The 19,432-nt window shown below is 57.8% G+C and carries 16 protein-coding genes and 1 tRNA gene; 13 read left to right on the plus strand and 4 right to left on the minus strand.

Annotation, left to right across the window (positions count from 1 at the left end; all coding sequences use genetic code 11):
* On the plus strand, nucleotides 1–1,176 hold a 1,176-nt coding region (tuf, locus tag E2L05_RS17630), incomplete at its 5' end, for an elongation factor Tu (RefSeq protein WP_133341793.1).
* A gap of 67 nt (nucleotides 1,177–1,243) precedes the next feature.
* Here the strand turns inward: tuf and E2L05_RS17635 are convergent.
* Together E2L05_RS17635 and E2L05_RS17640 are read right to left on the minus strand one after the other, a co-directional pair.
* A complete protein-coding gene (locus tag E2L05_RS17635; RefSeq protein WP_133344130.1) occupies nucleotides 1,244–1,501 on the minus strand; it encodes a hypothetical protein in 258 nt (85 codons plus the stop codon).
* A 411-nt stretch (nucleotides 1,502–1,912) separates the two neighbouring features.
* Nucleotides 1,913–2,452 (minus strand): peptide-methionine (R)-S-oxide reductase, encoded by a 540-nt coding sequence (locus E2L05_RS17640; protein WP_133344131.1) that lies wholly within the window; start codon nucleotides 2,450–2,452, stop codon nucleotides 1,913–1,915.
* A gap of 160 nt (nucleotides 2,453–2,612) precedes the next feature.
* Here E2L05_RS17640 and E2L05_RS17645 point away from each other — a divergent pair.
* Nucleotides 2,613–2,688, plus strand: a tRNA-Trp gene (locus tag E2L05_RS17645).
* 14 nt (nucleotides 2,689–2,702) lie between these two features.
* Here the strand turns inward: E2L05_RS17645 and E2L05_RS17650 are convergent.
* Both E2L05_RS17650 and E2L05_RS17655 read right to left on the minus strand, forming a co-directional pair.
* Nucleotides 2,703–3,548 carry an NgoMIV family type II restriction endonuclease gene (locus E2L05_RS17650; protein WP_133344132.1) on the minus strand — a complete coding sequence of 282 codons (846 nt, stop codon included), beginning with the start codon at nucleotides 3,546–3,548 and terminating at the stop codon, nucleotides 2,703–2,705.
* Nucleotides 3,548–4,519 carry a DNA cytosine methyltransferase gene (locus E2L05_RS17655; RefSeq protein WP_133344133.1) on the minus strand — a complete coding sequence of 324 codons (972 nt, stop codon included), beginning with the start codon at nucleotides 4,517–4,519 and terminating at the stop codon, nucleotides 3,548–3,550. The genes E2L05_RS17650 and E2L05_RS17655 overlap by 1 nt, the downstream gene beginning before the upstream one ends.
* 218 nt (nucleotides 4,520–4,737) lie before the next feature.
* Between E2L05_RS17655 and secE the strand changes: the two genes are divergently transcribed.
* From secE to tnpC, 11 genes are all read left to right on the plus strand, one after another.
* On the plus strand, nucleotides 4,738–4,938 hold the full coding sequence (gene secE / locus E2L05_RS17660) for a preprotein translocase subunit SecE (RefSeq protein WP_133344134.1): 201 nt from the start codon (nucleotides 4,738–4,740) through the stop codon (nucleotides 4,936–4,938).
* A gap of 182 nt (nucleotides 4,939–5,120) precedes the next feature.
* Nucleotides 5,121–5,654: a transcription termination/antitermination protein NusG gene (nusG, locus tag E2L05_RS17665; protein ID WP_133344135.1), complete on the plus strand. Its 534-nt coding sequence runs from the start codon at nucleotides 5,121–5,123 to the stop codon at nucleotides 5,652–5,654.
* 106 nt (nucleotides 5,655–5,760) lie between these two features.
* A complete protein-coding gene (gene rplK, locus E2L05_RS17670) occupies nucleotides 5,761–6,189 on the plus strand; it encodes a 50S ribosomal protein L11 (protein WP_133344136.1) in 429 nt (142 codons plus the stop codon).
* Between the two features lie 3 nt (nucleotides 6,190–6,192).
* Complete coding sequence (rplA, locus tag E2L05_RS17675) at nucleotides 6,193–6,897, plus strand: 50S ribosomal protein L1 (protein ID WP_133344137.1); 705 nt, start codon at nucleotides 6,193–6,195, stop codon at nucleotides 6,895–6,897.
* A gap of 267 nt (nucleotides 6,898–7,164) precedes the next feature.
* Nucleotides 7,165–7,683, plus strand: a complete 519-nt coding sequence (rplJ, locus tag E2L05_RS17680; protein WP_133344138.1) for a 50S ribosomal protein L10 — start codon at nucleotides 7,165–7,167, stop codon at nucleotides 7,681–7,683.
* Between the two features lie 69 nt (nucleotides 7,684–7,752).
* Nucleotides 7,753–8,127 (plus strand): 50S ribosomal protein L7/L12, encoded by a 375-nt coding sequence (gene rplL, locus E2L05_RS17685; protein ID WP_133344139.1) that lies wholly within the window; start codon nucleotides 7,753–7,755, stop codon nucleotides 8,125–8,127.
* 235 nt (nucleotides 8,128–8,362) lie between these two features.
* Complete coding sequence (gene rpoB / locus E2L05_RS17690) at nucleotides 8,363–12,499, plus strand: DNA-directed RNA polymerase subunit beta (protein ID WP_133344140.1); 4,137 nt, start codon at nucleotides 8,363–8,365, stop codon at nucleotides 12,497–12,499.
* 98 nt (nucleotides 12,500–12,597) lie between these two features.
* Nucleotides 12,598–16,854 carry a DNA-directed RNA polymerase subunit beta' gene (gene rpoC / locus E2L05_RS17695; protein ID WP_133344141.1) on the plus strand — a complete coding sequence of 1,419 codons (4,257 nt, stop codon included), beginning with the start codon at nucleotides 12,598–12,600 and terminating at the stop codon, nucleotides 16,852–16,854.
* A 184-nt stretch (nucleotides 16,855–17,038) separates the two neighbouring features.
* Nucleotides 17,039–17,407 (plus strand): IS66-like element accessory protein TnpA, encoded by a 369-nt coding sequence (gene tnpA / locus E2L05_RS17700; RefSeq protein ID WP_133340995.1) that lies wholly within the window; start codon nucleotides 17,039–17,041, stop codon nucleotides 17,405–17,407.
* Entirely contained in the window at nucleotides 17,404–17,751 is a 348-nt protein-coding gene (gene tnpB, locus E2L05_RS17705) for an IS66 family insertion sequence element accessory protein TnpB (RefSeq protein WP_099828201.1), read from the plus strand. The genes tnpA and tnpB overlap by 4 nt, the downstream gene beginning before the upstream one ends.
* A 62-nt stretch (nucleotides 17,752–17,813) precedes the next feature.
* Nucleotides 17,814–19,432, plus strand: a 1,619-nt coding sequence (gene tnpC, locus E2L05_RS17710) for an IS66 family transposase (RefSeq protein WP_133340996.1), incomplete at its 3' end; no start/stop codon positions are given.

Consider the following 19,432-nt stretch of genomic DNA (forward strand, 5'->3'; position numbering starts at 1 on the left):
ATGGCAAAGGCAAAGTTTGAACGGAACAAGCCGCACGTGAACATCGGCACGATCGGCCATGTTGACCACGGCAAGACGACTCTGACGGCGGCGATCACGAAGTATTTCGGTGATTTCAAAGCGTACGACCAGATTGACGGCGCGCCCGAAGAGAAGGCTCGTGGGATCACGATCTCGACCGCGCACGTGGAATACGAGACCGAGAACCGCCACTACGCACACGTCGACTGCCCCGGCCACGCTGACTATGTGAAGAACATGATCACCGGTGCGGCGCAGATGGACGGCGCGATTCTGGTTGTGAACGCAGCTGATGGCCCGATGCCGCAGACCCGCGAGCACATCCTGCTGGGTCGCCAGGTTGGTATCCCGACCATGGTCGTCTACATGAACAAAGTTGACCAGGTTGACGACGAAGAGCTTCTTGAACTCGTCGAGATGGAAATCCGCGAACTGCTGAGCAGCTATGAGTACCCGGGCGACGACATTCCCGTGATCCCAGGCTCCGCTCTGGCAGCGATGGAAGGCCGTGACAACGAGATCGGCGAAGAGTCCATCAAGAAGCTGATGGCTGCCGTTGACGAATGGATCCCGACACCTGAGCGTGCGGTTGACCAGCCGTTCCTGATGCCGATCGAAGACGTGTTCTCGATCTCTGGCCGCGGGACTGTTGTGACCGGCCGTGTTGAGCGTGGCGTGATCAACGTTGGCGACGAAATTGAAATCGTCGGCATCCGCGACACCAAGAAAACGACCTGCACAGGCGTTGAAATGTTCCGCAAGCTGCTGGATCGCGGTGAAGCAGGCGACAACATCGGCGCATTGCTGCGCGGTGTGGACCGTGAAGGCGTTGAGCGCGGCCAGGTGCTGTGTAAGCCGGGTTCGGTAAAGCCGCACACCAAGTTCGAGGCAGAAGCTTACATCCTGACCAAAGACGAGGGTGGCCGTCACACCCCGTTCTTCGCCAACTATCGCCCGCAGTTCTACTTCCGCACGACGGACGTGACCGGCACGGTGACATTGGCTGAAGGTACGGAAATGGTAATGCCGGGCGACAACGTCAGCTTCGCAGTTGAGCTGATCGCACCGATCGCCATGGAAGAGAAACTTCGCTTCGCGATCCGCGAAGGCGGCCGCACCGTTGGCGCGGGCGTGGTTTCGAAAATCCTCGACTAATCAGACCTTCGGGAATGAAATAAATTGGGCGCCCTAGGGCGCCCTTTTCTGTGCGTTGGCCGCAGCCTCATTTGCCGTCGAGAAGACGCTCGATCTTGCTGCGGTCGGTTGCGGTCATACCGCTTTCCATAACACCTTTGATCTCGGCAACCTGGCCCAAGGTCAGGTTTTCAACGTTGGACGTGTCAAACCCTTCGACACGCAGGGCATTGACGACTGACTGGGTCAGCATGTCGAGTTCCTGTTCCATTGCTTGGCTGGCCGGGGCGAGAATGGTCAGGCTGAGTGCGGCGACGGTTGCGATGGTTGCGATAGGGTTTTTCATGGGTCTTCTCCAGAACTGTGTTTTGCTGTCCTGCCTCCCTCTCGAAGGCCGGTGAAGGCGTTTTGCCACGTGCGGTGAAAACACGTAACTTACGGAAAAGAGATGAAATATTTCGTTCCGACCAACGGGTTTGTGATTTGCCGACGAGGATCGAGAGCGCAGCGTGTGACCTGTGAAATCAGCTCGCACATTTCCCCTTGTTCTGTGAGGTATTGGATCGCGGGTCGGTGCGCGTGAGTGTGCTTCCTGTGATCACTCACACCTTTGCGATGAATTTTTGAGCATTGTTGCAACCTATGACGTTGGCGTGACACACGACAAACGGCGCTGCTGTGAAATGAGCGGGTGTTTTTGACACGAAAAACCCGGCTCATTGGCCGGGTTTCCAAGGAAATAAACTGATGCAGAGCGTTAAACTGGCCTGAACGTGAGGCTTGTTCCGTTGATGCAGTGAAGAATGCGCCCCTCAACAAGCAAGATGTGACCTAAGTGACTCGCGCACCGCCGACAATGGGCCTCGATCATCGTTGTGTTCGAGTCCTCGGGCATTCCGTATTCGGCTACCGGCCCATCAATGCCGGTCAAGACCGTGTTCTCTTCGCTATGGGCAAAGAAGACCCAACCCTTCTCGACCGGGACTCGCCAAGCCCCGCGATAGATCAATAGATCACATCCCTTGCAACAATAGTCGCCGTCGCGCCGTTCGGTCCAAAGTGGACTGCTTCCCGGCAACTCCGTGCCGCCGCGCCGAAGAATGCGGAACTCGTCGTCAGACAAAATGGAACGCCAGTCTTCGTCGCTGCGCGTGATCTCGAAGCGGAAGCTGTCTGTGGAGGCTGCGGTTGCCCGACGCCCCGTCAGACCTGAGGCGGCCGTAAGTCCGAATGCCGCCAAGAAGCTGCGCCGGGTGGCATTTTGGCAAACAAGACCGTTTCGTGTGTCGCGTTTCATGTGCGTACCTCCTGCATTTGGGATACGCCCGGCCCGCTATCCGCACCACGCAAATGCCCGCGAGCAGTTCATTGCCAAAAATCGCGGGGCTGTGATGTAGATTGGGATGCTGTTTGCGCTTGATGCCGTGCGCGTTTCGCCGTATCCCCGGCGTCGGCATAGGGGTTTAGCTCAGTTGGTAGAGCATCGGTCTCCAAAACCGAGGGTCGTGGGTTCGAGTCCCTCAGCCCCTGCCACTTCCACAAACAGATTAAGTGATCAGATCTAATGGTAGATCGGAAATGTCGCGAAGGCGCTTTCCGTCGATCATCATATCCAGCAAATCCAATGTGTCGTCGCGGTGCTGATCCAGAAGCGCTTGCCGCAATTCATACAGTGCAAAGTGATAGACGCAGTCGATGTCGCCGGTCCCCAGCGCAAGAGAGGCAAGGCGCGCTGGCGCAGGTTCGCCCGTAATGACCGCGATATGGGGCAGGCGGCCCTTGCGGTTCCGGACCAAATTCAGCCCTTCGGATCGCGCATTTTGCGCTCGGTCGCTGCGCAGTGTCCATTTGCAACTAATGGATGCATGCAAAGTCGACATGGCATTATTGCGACTGCGCAGGCTTGTCAGGTTGCCAGCCTTGTCATCAACCAGCGCCTCGTGAGCGTTCAAAACCGTGTCGGGTTCAGGATGCCGCGAGATCACGATGTCGGGCTTGATGATATAGTCTGACCCAAGTGCTGTCGCAATTTCGCGGTTGGCGCGGGCGATCGCTTCAAGCTCGCTGAGGTGTGCATACTGATCGAACCGGGCGATCCCGCCACCTTTACGCACATCAAACTTGCCGGGGCGCAGGTGGTGGAGCCTTGCAAAGCACTGATCCAGAAATTCGGCGCAGACGCTTTCGAAATCTGCCCCGGCGGTTTGCCCTGCAAGTTTGGAAGCCGTTTGGGCCGGGCCAAGTTGATCAAGGATGGCGCTGGCAATGGCGATGCTCGGCTTGCTTGATCTGTCTGCGTTGCTGGGCACACCGCTATCGCTTTGAGTCAGGATCCCGGCAAGTAGCGTCGCGTGAAATGCGCGCCGGGCCTCGGTCAGCCAGGCGTCGCTCATCACGCCACAACCGAGACCGAGCGGCGCTGGGTGATTGCGTGGGCAATTTGGCGGCCCACCGCCGCGGCAACAGGTGGCGGGAAGGCGTTGCCGACCTGCCTGTATGCGGGGGTCTTGCGGCCAGAGAACTGCCAGTCATCGGGAAACCCCTGAAGCCGGGCGACCATACGCACGGTCAGGCGGGGCATGCCCACGAAATCCGTGTCAGGCGCCAGATCGGAAATCCCCATGCCGTCGACGCCAAGCGTCGCCCAAGCCCGTTTGGCGCGGGTGGGGCCAAGGTCGGGGCCACCATGCTTTTTCGATCCCCCGACAACCGTCGGTGCAATATCGTCGGCGCGTGCGGCCCAAGAGTGCGCGCCGGGCCAGCCACGTGCGGCCATGAGGTCCACCAATGTCCGCCCAACGGTCGCTGGGGTCGTTCCGCTGCTCACCGGCCATGAAAACCCGTCGGCCAAGTCGCGCCGAATCGCCACGATCACCACACGGGGGCGCAACTGAGGCACCCCAAAGTCAGACGCGTTAAATAAATGCCAATCGGTGACATACCCCATGCGCGAAAGCTGCCGCTTCAGCTTTTGCCGGTAGTCGGCAAAGACCGCGTCAAGAAAGCCGCGCACGTTCTCGATCATGACCGCACGGGGGCGTGTTTCTTCGATTACGCGCAGTGCGGCCGGGAACAGGTTTCGCTCGTCTGCATGGCCCAGTTGCTTTCCGGCCACGGAAAACGGCGGGCAGGGCAGACCGCCTGCCAACAGTTCGATCCCGGCATAGGCGCGCGCATCAAATTTTGACAGATCCGCCTGATCGCCTTGCATAACGTTCCACTTTGGGCGGTTCAGTAAAAGCGTGTCGCGGCAGTGCTTATCGACTTCCACAAGGGCGGTGTGGTCATATCCTGCCTGTTCCAGCCCAAGAGCCTGCCCCCCGGCGCCAGCACATAATTCAAGAGAGGTCAGTCCTGTCGTCATGGTTTGGTCCATCATTCGCCTGTTTGCCCCGCGTCGAGCCGTGGAGCCACAGCCGCCAACTTGCCCTTCTTGTTCTTATTATGTTCCATGCCACAAACTTACGCCGATGTTAAGCGCTTCTGTACGAGAACTGGCTTGCAAGCGCCTACTTGGTCCCACCCCTTGAAACAGGCGGCCAAAGCGCGTATCTGCCGCCCATCGTGCGAAAGGACAGGTCCATGGCCACCACCAACCCGTTTCAGTTTATCCAACAGGTCCGTACCGAAGTCGGCAAGATCGCTTGGCCAGGCCAACGCGAGGTATTGGTAACAAGCGCGATGGTGCTTGTGATGTCCACTATCACCGCGATCTTCTTCTTTTTCGTAGACTGGGCGATCCGGAGCGGTCTGTCATTTACGCTCAACTCCTTCGGGAGCTGACGGCGCAGGGCTTTTCGCTCTTGTCAAGCGTGGCTTGAGGGTCTAGCACACGCCGGTGTTTCGGGTTCGGGCGTGCAATGATTCGTTGCGCGCCGATTTTTTCTTTCGGACGCAAGCGCGAAAACACAATAATAATGAGGGTCTTATAGACCTACACGGAAATCTGGAAGGCGGCAGTCACAATGGCGAAACGGTGGTATTCGGTAAGCGTTCTCTCGAATTTCGAGAAGAAGATCGCCGAGCAGATCCGCACCGAGGCCGTTGAAAAGGGCCTCGAAGGCGAAATTGACGAAGTTCTGGTCCCTGAAGAAGAGGTGATCGAAATTCGTCGCGGCAAGAAAGTTACCGTGCCGCGTCGCTTCATGCCCGGCTATGTTCTCGTGCGTATGGAAATGACCGATCGCGGGTATCACTTGATCAACTCGATCAACCGCGTCACCGGCTTTTTGGGCCCTCAGGGCAAGCCGCTTCCAATGCGCGATGCCGAAGTGAACCACATCCTGAACCGCGTGCAGGAAGGTGAAGAAGCCCCGCGCACCCTGATCCATTACGAGATCGGCGAGAAGGTGAAGGTCAATGACGGCCCGTTCGAAGATTTCGACGGCATGGTTGAGGAAGTAGATGAAGACAACCAGCGCTTGAAGGTGATGGTGTCGATCTTTGGCCGGGAAACCCCGGTCGAACTGGAATTCACGCAGGTCAGCAAACAGGTCTGATGTGATCTTGCGCGGGAGGTAGGCCGGGCGCGCCCGGAGTGCCGAACCGCGACAACCGAAGCCCGCCTGACGCGTCAGGCGCGGTGTTGAAAGAAGGAGAGGCCACATGGCCAAGAAACTCGTCGGCAAGATGAAGCTGCAGGTGAAAGCCGGGCAAGCGAACCCAAGCCCGCCCGTTGGCCCAGCATTGGGTCAGCGCGGCATCAACATCATGGAATTCTGCAAGGCGTTCAACGCCAAGACGCAGGAACTTGAGCCTGGCGCACCTTGCCCGACCGTGATCAGCTACTATCAGGATAAGTCCTTCACGATGGACATCAAGACGCCCCCAGCGTCCTACTACCTGAAAAAAGCTGCCAAGCTGAAATCCGGTGCAACCAACCCTTCGCGCGAAACCGCTGGGTATGTGACCACAAAGCAAGTGCGTGAGATCGCCGAGACCAAGATGAAAGATCTCAGCGCCAACGATGTGGAAGCTGCAATGAAGATCATCCTGGGCTCTGCCCGGTCGATGGGCATCGAGGTGAAGGGGTAAGTCATGGCCAAGCTTGGTAAACGTATCAAGGCTGCCCGCGCTGAATTCGCAGGCAAAGACGATGTAAGCATCGAAGACGCGGTTGCATTGGTTAAGGACAATGCAAAAGCAAAGTTCGACGAAACCGTTGAGATTGCAATGAATCTCGGTGTTGACCCACGTCACGCAGACCAGATGGTCCGCGGTGTGGTCACTCTGCCCAACGGCACCGGTAAAACCGTTCGCGTCGCCGTTTTTGCACGCGGCCCCAAAGCTGACGAAGCAACCGCCGCAGGCGCGGATGTTGTGGGTGCGGAAGACCTGATGGAAACCATCCAGTCCGGCAAGATCGACTTTGATCGCTGCATCGCGACACCTGACATGATGCCGATTGTTGGTCGTCTTGGGAAAATCCTTGGCCCACGTAACCTGATGCCCAACCCGAAGGTTGGCACGGTGACGATGGATGTCGAGACTGCGATCAAGAACGCCAAAGGCGGCGAAGTGCAGTTCAAGGTCGAAAAGGCCGGTGTTGTGCACGCTGGTATCGGCAAAGCGTCGTTCTCGCCAGAGCAATTGGCCGAGAACATCCGCGCGTTCGTGGATGCCGTTGCAAAGGCCCGTCCGGCTGGTGCAAAGGGTGCTTACATGAAGCGTATCGCCATCAGCTCCACAATGGGGCCGGGCGTAAGCGTCAACGTCGACAGCGCTGCTTCGGCAGCAAACTAAGAATTTGGCGGGGTAACACCCGTCAGATGGCAGGGCTTAGCGGCCCTGTCCTGTCCGAGACGGAGGGTGCATTGCAAACGGGCCGCCAGGTTCCTGATGCAGCGCTTAATTTCCTTCCTGAGATGGGGTCGAGACATTTCTCTGAGGGGCGGTGCATCCGTGCTCTCGGGCGATCTTCTCGGGACCCCGTGTTGAGGACCCGAACGCCGGACACAAGTCCGGCACACGTGAGCCGAGGGGGAGACCCCTCAAACTTGGAGTAAAACTGTGGATAGAGCCCAGAAAGAGAAAGTGGTCGACGAACTCGGCCAGATCTTCGAAAGCTCTGGCGTTGTGGTGGTTTCTCACTACACGGGTCTTACGGTTGCCGAGATGCAGGATCTTCGGGCGCGCATGAGCTCTGCCGGCGGGTCTGTGCGTGTTGCCAAGAACAGGCTCGCCAAGATCGCCCTTGAGGGCAAGCCATGCGCAAGCATCGCTTCGCTTCTGACGGGCATGACCGTGCTTTCCTATTCCGAGGATCCCGTGGCAGCAGCCAAGGTAGCCGAGGAATTCGCCAAGGATAACAAGAAATTCGAAATTCTTGGTGGCGCAATGGGAAGTTCGGCTCTGGACCGGGCTGGTGTCGAAGCTGTGTCGAAAATGCCGTCGCGCGAGGAGCTTATTGCTTCCATCGTCGGCTGCATCGGCGCACCTGCTTCGAACATTGCCGGGGCTATTGGCGCACCTGCTTCGAACATCGCAAGCATTCTTTCGACAATCGAGGAGCGCGGCGAAGCCGCGTGACGCAAGATCCCGTGTGGGAGCGATCCTTCACACGTTGGAACACACCTTTTTTGAGACGGAACAGAGAAAATGGCTGATCTGAAAGCACTCGCCGAATCCATCGTCAACCTGACGTTGCTTGAGGCACAAGAACTGAAAACCATCCTGAAGGATGAGTACGGCATCGAACCCGCAGCTGGCGGCGCCGTAATGATGGCAGGCCCTGCAGACGCTGGTGAAGCGGCTGAAGAGCAAACTGAATTCGACGTGATCCTGAAAAGCGCAGGCGCAGAGAAAATCAAAGTCATCAAAGAAGTACGCGGCATCACCGGTCTTGGCCTGAAAGAAGCCAAAGAGCTGGTCGAAGCTGGCGGCAAAGCAGTCAAGGAGCAGGTCTCCAAGGACGAAGCGGCCGACATCAAAGCGAAACTCGAAGCCGTTGGCGCCGAGATCGAACTGAAGTGATGATGCTGGGCCACTTGGTCCACGCATAGCGTTATTGGCTGGGTCCGGCATAAGCCGGGCTCAGCCGTCCGCGTCTTGGCAAATCCCTTCAAGGGCTTTTCCAGGGGGCGGACCGGTCGGGAGGCACCCCGTGGGAAGGGTGCCGGGCATAGACCGATCCCTTCCATGTTTCAGGAACGCACCCCGTGGCCCCGGCGGTGGATGCGTACCAGCGAAACGAAAGGCAGCGAGACACATGGCGAAAACTTATCTTGGCCAGAAGCGGCTCCGGAAATATTACGGCAAAATCCGCGAAGTTCTAAAAATGCCGAACCTCATCGAGGTTCAGAAATCTTCTTATGACCTTTTTCTTCGGTCTGGCGATAGCGACACCCCCCTTGACGGCGAAGGCATCAAGGGCGTGTTTCAGTCGGTTTTTCCGATCAAGGATTTCAACGAAACAAGCATTCTGGAGTTCGTAAGCTACGAGCTTGAGAAGCCGAAATACGACGTCGAAGAGTGCCAGCAACGCGATATGACCTATGCTGCGCCGCTCAAAGTGACGTTGCGTCTGATCGTGTTTGATATCGACGAAGACACAGGCGCGAAGTCCGTCAAGGACATCAAGGAACAAGACGTGTTCATGGGTGACATGCCGCTCATGACGCCGAACGGTACGTTCATTGTGAACGGCACTGAGCGTGTGATCGTGTCCCAGATGCACCGGAGCCCCGGCGTTTTCTTCGATCACGACAAAGGCAAGACACATTCGTCGGGCAAACTGTTGTTTGCGTGCCGTATCATTCCGTACCGCGGTTCATGGCTTGATTTTGAATTTGATGCCAAGGATCTCGTCTATGCGCGGATCGATCGCCGCCGCAAGCTGCCCGTGACCACGCTGCTCTATGCGCTGGGTCTCGACCAAGAAGGCATCATGGATGCCTATTACGACACCGTTAACTACAGCAAAGACGGCAATCGCGGCTGGGTGACCAAGTTCTTCCCGGAACGGGTTCGCGGCACGCGTCCGACTTATGATCTTGTCGATGCAGGCACAGGGGAAGTGATTGCGGAGGCGGGCCAGAAGGTTACGCCTCGCCAAGTCAAGAAGCTGATCGACGAAGGTGTCGTCCAGAACCTGTTGGTGCCCTTCGACATGATTCTTGGCAAATTCGTGGCCAAAGACATCATCAACGAAGAAACCGGCGCGATCTATGTCGAAGCCGGGGACGAGTTGACCTGGGAAACAGACAAGGATGGCGAAGTGACTGGCGGCTCGTTGAAAGAGCTGTTGGACGCGGGCATTACCGACATTCCTGTCTTGGATATCGACAACATCAACGTCGGTCCCTACATCCGCAACACACTTGCAGTAGACAAGAACATGGGCCGCGATACCGCGCTTATGGACATCTACCGCGTCATGCGTCCGGGTGAGCCGCCAACCGTTGAAGCTGCGAGCAACCTGTTCGACACCTTGTTCTTCGATAGCGAACGCTATGACCTGTCCGCCGTTGGCCGGGTGAAGATGAACATGCGTCTGAACCTGACCGCGGAAGACACGCAGCGCACCCTACGCCGCGAGGACATTGTTGCCTGCATCAAGGCACTGATGGAATTGCGCGACGGCAAAGGCGATATCGACGACATCGACCACCTTGGCAACCGCCGGGTCCGTTCGGTCGGCGAGTTGATGGAAAACCAGTACCGCGTCGGGTTGCTTCGGATGGAGCGCGCGATCAAGGAACGCATGTCTTCCGTTGAAATCGACACGGTGATGCCGCAGGACCTGATCAACGCGAAGCCTGCCGCAGCTGCCGTGCGTGAATTCTTCGGCTCGTCGCAGCTGTCGCAGTTCATGGACCAAACCAACCCGCTGTCGGAAGTTACGCACAAGCGCCGCTTGTCCGCGCTTGGGCCGGGTGGTTTGACCCGCGAGCGCGCTGGCTTCGAAGTGCGCGACGTTCACACCACGCACTATGGCCGGATGTGTCCGATTGAAACGCCGGAAGGGCCGAACATCGGTCTGATCAACTCGCTCGCCACATTTGCGCGTGTCAACAAGTATGGCTTCATCGAAACGCCGTATCGGGTTGTGAAGGACGGTCAGGTCACTGACGAAGTTCATTACATGTCCGCAACGGAAGAGATGCGTCACACCGTGGCTCAGGCCAACGCGTCGCTGGACGAAAACGGCTTCCTGCTGAACGACATGGTCAACACGCGCCAGTCGGGCGATTACACCATGTCACCGCGCGAAAGCGTCGATCTTATCGACGTGTCGCCCAAGCAGTTGGTGTCGGTTGCGGCTTCGCTCATTCCGTTCCTCGAAAACGATGACGCGAACCGCGCCTTGATGGGCTCGAACATGATGCGTCAGGCGTTGCCATTGCTTCAGGCGGAAGCCCCGCTTGTGGGAACTGGTATCGAAGAAATTGTTGCCCGCGACAGTGGTGCGGCGATTGTCGCGCGTCGGTCCGGTGTCATCGATCAGGTGGATGCGACGCGGATCGTGATCCGGGCAACGGGCAACCTTGACCCGTCTGACCCCGGCGTTGACATCTATCGTCTGCGCAAGTTCCAGCGGTCCAACCAGAACAGCTGCATCAACCAGCGTCCTCTGGTGAAGGTTGGCGATACGGTCACGAAAGAAGAAGTGATCGCGGACGGCCCCAGCACCGATATGGGTGAATTGTCCGTCGGTAAGAACGTGGTCGTCGCGTTCATGCCGTGGAACGGTTACAACTACGAAGACTCGATCCTGATTTCCGAGCGGATCGTGCGGGACGACGTGTTTACGTCGGTCCACATCGAAGAATTCGAAGTTGCCGCCCGTGACACCAAGCTTGGGCCAGAAGAAATCACACGCGACATCCCGAACGTCGGCGAGGAAGCTCTGCGCAACCTCGACGAAGCCGGGATCGTGTATATCGGTGCCGAAGTTGGGCCAGCCGATATTCTTGTGGGCAAGATCACACCGAAGGGCGAAAGCCCGATGACGCCGGAAGAAAAGCTTCTGCGCGCCATCTTTGGTGAAAAGGCGTCTGATGTTCGCGACACGTCTCTTCGTTTGCCACCGGGTGACTACGGCACAATCGTTGAAGTGCGCGTGTTCAACCGTCACGGTGTCGACAAAGACGAACGTGCGGTTCAGATCGAGCGTGAAGAAGTCGAACGGCTTGCACGTGACCGCGACGACGAAATGGCGATCCTCGAGCGTAACATCTACTCGCGTCTGAAAACGCAGATTATGGGTAAAGTCGCGATCAAAGGGCCGAAAGGCGTGAGACCTGGATCAGAGATCACCGAAGAGCTGCTCGGCACGTTGTCCAAAGGCCAGTGGTGGCAGCTTGCCCTTGAAGACGAAGCAGAAGCAAAGATCGTTGAAGCCTTGAACGCACAGTTCGACGCCCAGCGTCGCGCTCTCGAAGCCCGTTTCGAAGACAAGGTCGAGAAAGTTCGCCGGGGGGATGATCTTCCGCCGGGCGTTATGAAGATGGTCAAGGTGTTCGTGGCGGTGAAGCGCAAGCTGCAACCGGGCGACAAAATGGCTGGCCGTCACGGCAACAAAGGTGTGATTTCCAAGGTTGTCCCGATGGAGGACATGCCCTTCCTTGCAGATGGGACACCGGTTGATTTCTGCCTTAACCCGCTGGGCGTTCCATCGCGTATGAACGTCGGTCAGATCCTTGAAACCCACATGGGTTGGGCAAGCCGTGGTCTTGGTATCAAGATCGACGAGGCGCTGCAGGATTATCGCCGCACGGGTGATTTGACCCCGGTCAAAGAAGCCATGCGGATCGGTTATGGCGATGATGTCTATGAAGAAGGCATCGCGACCATGGACGATGAGCGTCTGATCGAAGCTGCCAGCAACGTCACCAACGGTGTTCCGATTGCAACTCCGGTCTTTGATGGTGCGCGCGAGCAGGGCGTCAACGATGCGCTGCGCCGTGCTGGGTTTGACGAAAGCGGCCAGTCCACGCTGTATGACGGGCGCACTGGCGAAGCCTTCGCGCGGAAAGTCACAGTTGGTGTGAAGTACCTGCTGAAACTGCACCACTTGGTAGACGACAAGATCCACGCACGCTCGACCGGGCCATACAGCCTCGTTACGCAGCAGCCTCTGGGCGGTAAGGCGCAGTTCGGTGGTCAGCGCTTTGGTGAGATGGAAGTCTGGGCACTTGAAGCATATGGCGCAGCTTACACGCTTCAGGAAATGCTCACCGTCAAGTCGGATGACGTGGCGGGCCGGACCAAGGTCTATGAAAGCATCGTGAAAGGTGAGGACAACTTCGAAGCCGGTGTTCCGGAATCGTTTAACGTTCTCGTCAAAGAGGTCCGGGGTCTGGGCCTTAACATGGAACTCCTGGATGCGGAGGAAGACGAGTAACAGCGCGTGACATCGCGCACCCTGCCCACCGTGGGTACGGTGCGTGATCGAAACGCACAGCCTCGCTCCCCTTACGCACCCGTTTCAAGGAATTGAGAATGAACCAGGAACTTACCAACAACCCGTTCAACCCGCTGACCCCGCCGAAAGCCTTCGACGAGATCAAAGTATCTCTGGCCAGCCCAGAGCGTATCCTCAGCTGGTCCTTCGGTGAGATCAAAAAGCCCGAAACGATCAACTACCGTACATTCAAGCCCGAGCGTGATGGCTTGTTCTGCGCACGTATCTTTGGCCCGATCAAAGATTACGAATGCCTGTGCGGCAAATACAAGCGCATGAAATATCGCGGCGTTGTCTGTGAAAAATGCGGCGTTGAAGTGACGTTGCAAAAGGTCCGCCGCGAGCGGATGGGCCACATCGAACTGGCGTCGCCCGTTGCACATATCTGGTTCCTCAAGTCGTTGCCGTCGCGCATCGGCCTGATGCTGGATATGACGCTTCGTGATCTGGAGCGGATTCTCTATTTCGAGAATTACGTTGTGATCGAGCCCGGCCTGACAGATCTGACCTATGGTCAGTTGATGACCGAAGAGGAGTTCATGGATGCGCAGGACGCGTATGGCATGGACGCCTTCACAGCGGGCATCGGTGCTGAAGCGATCCGGGATATGCTATCCCAGATCGACCTTGATTCCGAAGCGCTGCGTTTGCGCGATGAGTTGAAAGAAGCCACGGGCGAATTGAAGCCCAAGAAGATCATCAAGCGCCTGAAGGTTGTCGAAAGCTTCCTTGAATCCGGCAACCGCCCGGAATGGATGGTTTTGACGGTCGTTCCGGTGATTCCGCCCGAACTGCGCCCGCTGGTGCCGCTGGATGGCGGCCGCTTTGCGACGTCTGACTTGAACGATCTGTATCGCCGGGTCATCAACCGCAACAACCGTCTGAAGCGTCTGATCGAGTTGCGCGCGCCCGACATCATCATCCGTAACGAAAAGCGGATGCTGCAGGAATCCGTGGATGCGCTGTTTGACAACGGTCGTCGCGGCCGGGTCATCACCGGGGCCAACAAGCGCCCGCTGAAGTCTCTGTCGGATATGCTCAAGGGTAAGCAGGGTCGTTTCCGCCAGAACCTTTTGGGGAAGCGCGTCGACTTTTCGGGTCGTTCGGTCATTGTGACAGGCCCGGAGTTGAAGCTCCATCAGTGCGGTTTGCCCAAGAAGATGGCCCTCGAGCTGTTCAAGCCGTTCATCTACTCGCGGCTTGAGGCAAAAGGGCTGTCCTCGACAGTCAAGCAGGCGAAGAAGCTGGTCGAAAAGGAACGTCCTGAGGTTTGGGACATCCTTGACGAGGTTATCCGCGAACACCCAGTCATGCTGAACCGGGCGCCAACACTGCACCGTCTTGGTATTCAAGCGTTTGAACCCACGCTGATCGAAGGCAAGGCAATCCAGCTTCACCCGCTGGTCTGTTCGGCTTTCAACGCCGACTTTGACGGTGATCAGATGGCTGTACACGTCCCCCTGAGCCTTGAGGCCCAGTTGGAAGCGCGCGTTCTGATGATGTCGACAAACAACGTTCTGTCGCCTGCAAACGGCGCGCCGATCATCGTTCCTTCGCAGGATATGGTTCTTGGCCTCTACTACGTGACCCTGATGCGTCAGGGTATGAAGGGTGAGGGCATGATTTTCGCCGATGAGGACGAGGTGCAGCACGCGCTTGATGCAGGTGAAGTGCACCTGCATGCCAAGATTACTGCGCGGATCAAGCAGATCGACGAGACGGGCCAGGAAGTCTATCGCCGTTACGAAACCACACCGGGCCGGATCCGTTTGGGCAACTTGTTGCCGCTCAACGCCAAGGCTCCGTTTGATCTTGTGAACCGTCTGCTCCGCAAGGGCGAAGTTCAGCAAGTGATTGACACCGTCTACCGCTATTGCGGCCAGAAAGAGTCGGTCATCTTCTGTGACCAGATCATGACGATGGGGTTCAGAGAAGCATTCAAGGCGGGTATCAGCTTCGGCAAGGATGACATGGTCATCCCGGACGGCAAGTGGCCGATTGTGAATGGCGTAAAAGACCAAGTCAAAGAGTTCGAACAGCAGTACATGGACGGCCTGATTACTCAGGGCGAAAAGTACAACAAAGTCATTGACGCGTGGTCGAAATGTTCCGACCAGGTCGCCGATGCGATGATGGCTGATATTTCGGCTGTTCGGGTCGAAGATGGGGTCGAGCAGGAACCGAACTCGGTTTACATGATGGCCCACTCCAAGGCCCGTGGTTCGCCTGCGCAGATGAAGCAGCTTGGCGGGATGCGCGGTCTGATGGCCAAGCCTGACGGGTCGATCATCGAAACGCCGATCATTTCGAACTTTAAAGAAGGTTTGACCGTTCTCGAGTACTTCAACTCGACTCACGGTGCTCGTAAGGGCCTTGCGGATACGGCTTTGAAAACGGCGAACTCGGGTTATCTGACCCGTCGTCTGGTTGACGTCGCGCAGGATTGTATCGTGCGGGCTCATGACTGCGGAACGGACAAGGCGATCACAGCCGAAGCCGCCGTGAATGATGGCGAAGTCGTATCGACCTTGGGCGAGCGGGTTCTGGGCCGGGTTTCTGCGGATGATGTTCTGCGCCCGACCACCGATGAAGTGATCGTTGCAGCAGGCGAGTTGATCGACGAACGGAAGGCTGATCTGATCGAGAGCGCGGGCGTGCAGAAGATGCGCATCCGTAGCCCGTTGACCTGTGAAGCCGAAGAGGGCGTCTGCGCCAACTGTTATGGTCGTGACCTTGCGCGCGGTACTTTGGTGAACCAAGGCGAAGCGGTGGGTATCATCGCGGCGCAGTCCATTGGTGAACCGGGCACCCAGCTGACGATGCGTACTTTCCACATCGGCGGTATTGCTCAGGGTGGTCAGCAGTCCTTCCAAGAGGCGGGCAATGAAGGGACGATCGAGTTCCGCAATGCCTCCACATTGGAAAACTCGTTCGGTGAGAAGATTGCCGTTGGCCGGAACATGCAGATTGCGATTGTTGGTCCGGAAGGCGAGGATCTGGCCAGCTTCAAGATCGGGTATGGTACCAAGATTTTCGTGACCAACGGTCAGAAGATCGCACGCGGCACCAAGCTGTTCGAATGGGATCCGTACACCTTGCCGATCATTGCCGAGAAGGCCGGTCAGGCGCGGTTTGTGGACCTTGTTTCGGGTATTGCGGTCCGTGACGTGACCGATGATGCGACAGGCATGACACAGAAGATCGTGACCGACTGGCGTTCTGCGCCGAAAGGCAACGATCTGAAGCCCGAGATCATCGTGATGGACCCGGAAACCGGGGAACCCGTTCGCAACGAGGCGGGCAATCCGGTCAGCTATCCGATGTCCGTGGATGCGATTTTGTCGATCGAAGAAGGTCAGGACATCAGCGTCGGTGACGTTGTCGCGCGTATTCCGCGTGAAGGCGCCAAAACCAAGGACATTACCGGTGGTCTGCCGCGTGTTGCGGAACTGTTCGAAGCTCGTCGTCCCAAGGATCACGCGATTATCGCCGAGTTGGATGGTCACGTGCGCTTCGGGAAAGACTACAAGAACAAGCGCCGCATCTCGATCGTGCCGACGGATGAAACGCTTGAGCCTGCCGAGTACATGGTGCCCAAGGGCAAGCACATCCCGGTTGCCGAGGGCGATTTCGTCCAAAAAGGCGACTACATCATGGATGGGAACCCTGCGCCGCACGACATTTTGCGGATCATGGGGATCGAAGCGCTTGCTGACTATCTGATCGACGAAGTGCAGGACGTCTATCGTCTGCAGGGCGTGAAGATCAACGACAAGCACATCGAGGTCATCGTGCGCCAGATGCTTCAGAAATACGAAGTTCTGGACAGCGGTGAGACAACGCTTCTCAAGGGCGAACATGTCGACAAGTTCGAGTTGGACGAAGTGAACGAAAAGGCGCTGAAGGACAATCGTCGTCCAGCGCATGCAGAGCCGATCCTGCTTGGGATCACCAAGGCTTCGCTGCAGACCCGGTCGTTTATCTCGGCGGCTTCGTTCCAGGAAACAACGCGCGTGCTGACCGAAGCTTCGGTTCAGGGCAAGCGGGACAAGTTGATTGGTCTGAAGGAAAACGTCATCGTTGGTCGGCTTATCCCGGCCGGGACTGGTGGGGCGAGCAGCAAGGTGCGCCGTATCGCTTCTGAGCGTGACCAGAAGGTCATCGCGACCAAGCAGGCGGAAGCAGAGGCGGCCCTCGCTTTGCAGGCTCCTGACGAGCCTGTGGTCTCGGACGTGTTTGGCAGCGGTCAGTCCGAAAGCACGTTTGTGAACACGCCGGAAAACCGCGACGAGTAATTGACGCGGCAGAAAAAAGAAAAGCCCCGCCACTGTGCGGGGCTTTTTTTGTTGTTTGGGATGTGTGCTTCCCCACCGAACAGATGTAACCGCACCATTGGCACCGCCTGCCTGACGCTGGGGCGATGATCTAAGATACGTGTTTAACGACGTCGTTAACGACGTGTCTTATGCGGGGTCATCGATGCGTGGTGAAATTCTTGGGGTCGAGCGACGGCGTTTCTGGCGTGACGAGGACAAGCTCGAGATTGTCATGTCGGTTGGGATAGACGGGGCGACGGTGACGCAGGTGGCGCAACGCCATGAGGTTACGCGGCAACAGATTTACGCCTGGCGGCATGATCTCAAGAAGAAGGGCCTGTGGACGCCCAATGCCGGGGCGCTTTTCTACCCTTTGGATATGCCAGTGTCGGCGGGGCAGCCTACGGCAGCTGATACGTCGCCACCAGTTGCAGTCGAATTGCGCTTACGGTGCGGCCATCGCCTTCATTTTGATAGCACGATAGACCCGGCCGCGCTGACGTCCTTGATCCGTGCCGTGGAAGCCGCATGATCGGCCCTGGCACCGGCGTTCGCGTGTATCTGGCCTGCGGTGTGACGGATATGCGAAAGGGGATCGCCGGGCTGGCGGCACTTGCCCAAGATGTGCTGCGTCAGAAACCCGCCAGTGGGGCGGTGTTTGCGTTCCGGGGACGGCGTGGTGACCGGCTGAAGCTGCTCTACTGGGACGGTCAGGGGTTTTGCCTCTATTACAAGGTGCTTGAGCGGGGGCGTTTCCCTTGGCCGAGCGCCAAGGATGGGGCGGTGCGGCTGACCTCTGCACAGCTCGCGATGCTCTGGGAAGGCATCGACTGGCGGCGTCCCGATTGGGGCGCTCCGCCTGCGCGGGTCGGGTGATTTTGCGACCTGATTTGCTTTATTTATATGGTGCTATAGCCTGATTTTTGGTAGTCAGGCGCATGTCGAAACCTGATGAAAATTTGCCTGATGATCCCGCTGAATTGAGGGCGATGATCGCGGCTTTGCAGGTAGAAAATGCTCGGATCGAGGCAGAGAACGCCAAGATGTCGGCGACATTGCGTGTCCATGATCAACTGGTTCAAGCGTTGCGCCTGCGGATCGCCAAGTTGCAGAAACTGGCCTTTGGCAAGTCCTCGGAAAAGGTCGAGCGCGAAATCGAGCAGCTGGAACTGGCGCTCGAAGACCTGTTGGTCGCCGTAGCGGAAAACGATGACGCGCCCATCGACGAAGGGCAGGATGAACCGTCACCGGAAGCTGCCGATGCACCCGCTTTGCGCCGCCGACCACGGGTCTCGGATACGACCCCACGCGAGCGGCGTGAACTGGACCCCGGCACCTGCTGCCCTGACTGTGGCGGCGATCTTCGCGTGGTGGGCGAGGATGTCAGCGAACTCCTCGACATGATCGCCGCGCAGATGAAGGTGATCCAGATCGCCCGGATCAAGAAGTCCTGCCGCCGCTGCGAGCGGATCGTGCAGGAACCCGCGCCAAGCCGTCCGATCCCGGGCAGTATGGCAGGCCCGAACCTGCTGGCGCATGTGCTGGTCTCGAAGTTCGACGACCACCTTCCGTTATATCGCCAGCACGAGATCTTCGCCCGCATGGGGGCGGACATCCCCGAAAGCACGCTGGTCGGCTGGTGTGGCCGCGCCATGAAGGCCCTGTCGCCGCTGATCGAGCGCATTGAGGCTGACATCATGGGCAGCGATTTGCTGCACGCAGATGATACGCCGATCCGGGTGTTGGACCGCTCCAAGAAAGACAAAGGGCTTGGCAAAGGTGTGAAGCAAGGCCGGATCTGGGCCTATGTGCGCGATCAGCGCCCATGGGCGGGTGCCGCGCCACCCGGTGCGGTCTATCGGTTCGCACCGAACTGGAAGGAAGAGCACATCCTCAGCCATCTGGCCAATGCCCGCGGCATCCTGCAGGCGGACGGCTACAAGGGCTATGCCAAGCTTTACGAGCCTGAACCCAATAGTGGGCGGCGTTTGCGAGAGGCAGCCTGTTGGGCCCATCTGCGGCGTGACTTCCATGATTTTTGGACCTCGACAAAATCCGAGATTGCCCGCGAGGCGCTCGACCGGATCGGCAAGCTTTACGACATCGAGCGCGACATTAACGGTCAACCCGCTGGTGTCCGCCATGCCGCACGTCAACAGTTGAGCCAACCAAAGGTCACGGCCTTCTTTGCTTGGTCAGAGCAACAACTCCTGCGCATTCCGGGCAAAAGCGATCTGGCCAAGGCATTCCGCTATGGCCTCAGTCGACAGGAGGCCTTCAGCCTGTTCCTGACCGATGGCCGCGTCGCTATCGACAACAATCCCGCCGAGCGCGCCTTGCGTCCAATTGGCATTGGAAGGAAAAATTGGCTATTTGCAGGGGCCGATACCGGTGCGGAAACCCTCGCTCGCGCTATGACCATCATCGAAACCGCCAAGCTCAACGGTCTCGACCCGCAGGCCTATCTCGCCGACATCCTCGACCGCATCCACGATCACAAAATCAACAGGCTCGATGAATTATTACCGTGGAATTGGGCGCCGCTGGCATCCACAAC

Source organism: Meridianimarinicoccus aquatilis (assembly GCF_004358675.1).
GTDB lineage: Bacteria > Pseudomonadota > Alphaproteobacteria > Rhodobacterales > Rhodobacteraceae > Meridianimarinicoccus > Meridianimarinicoccus aquatilis.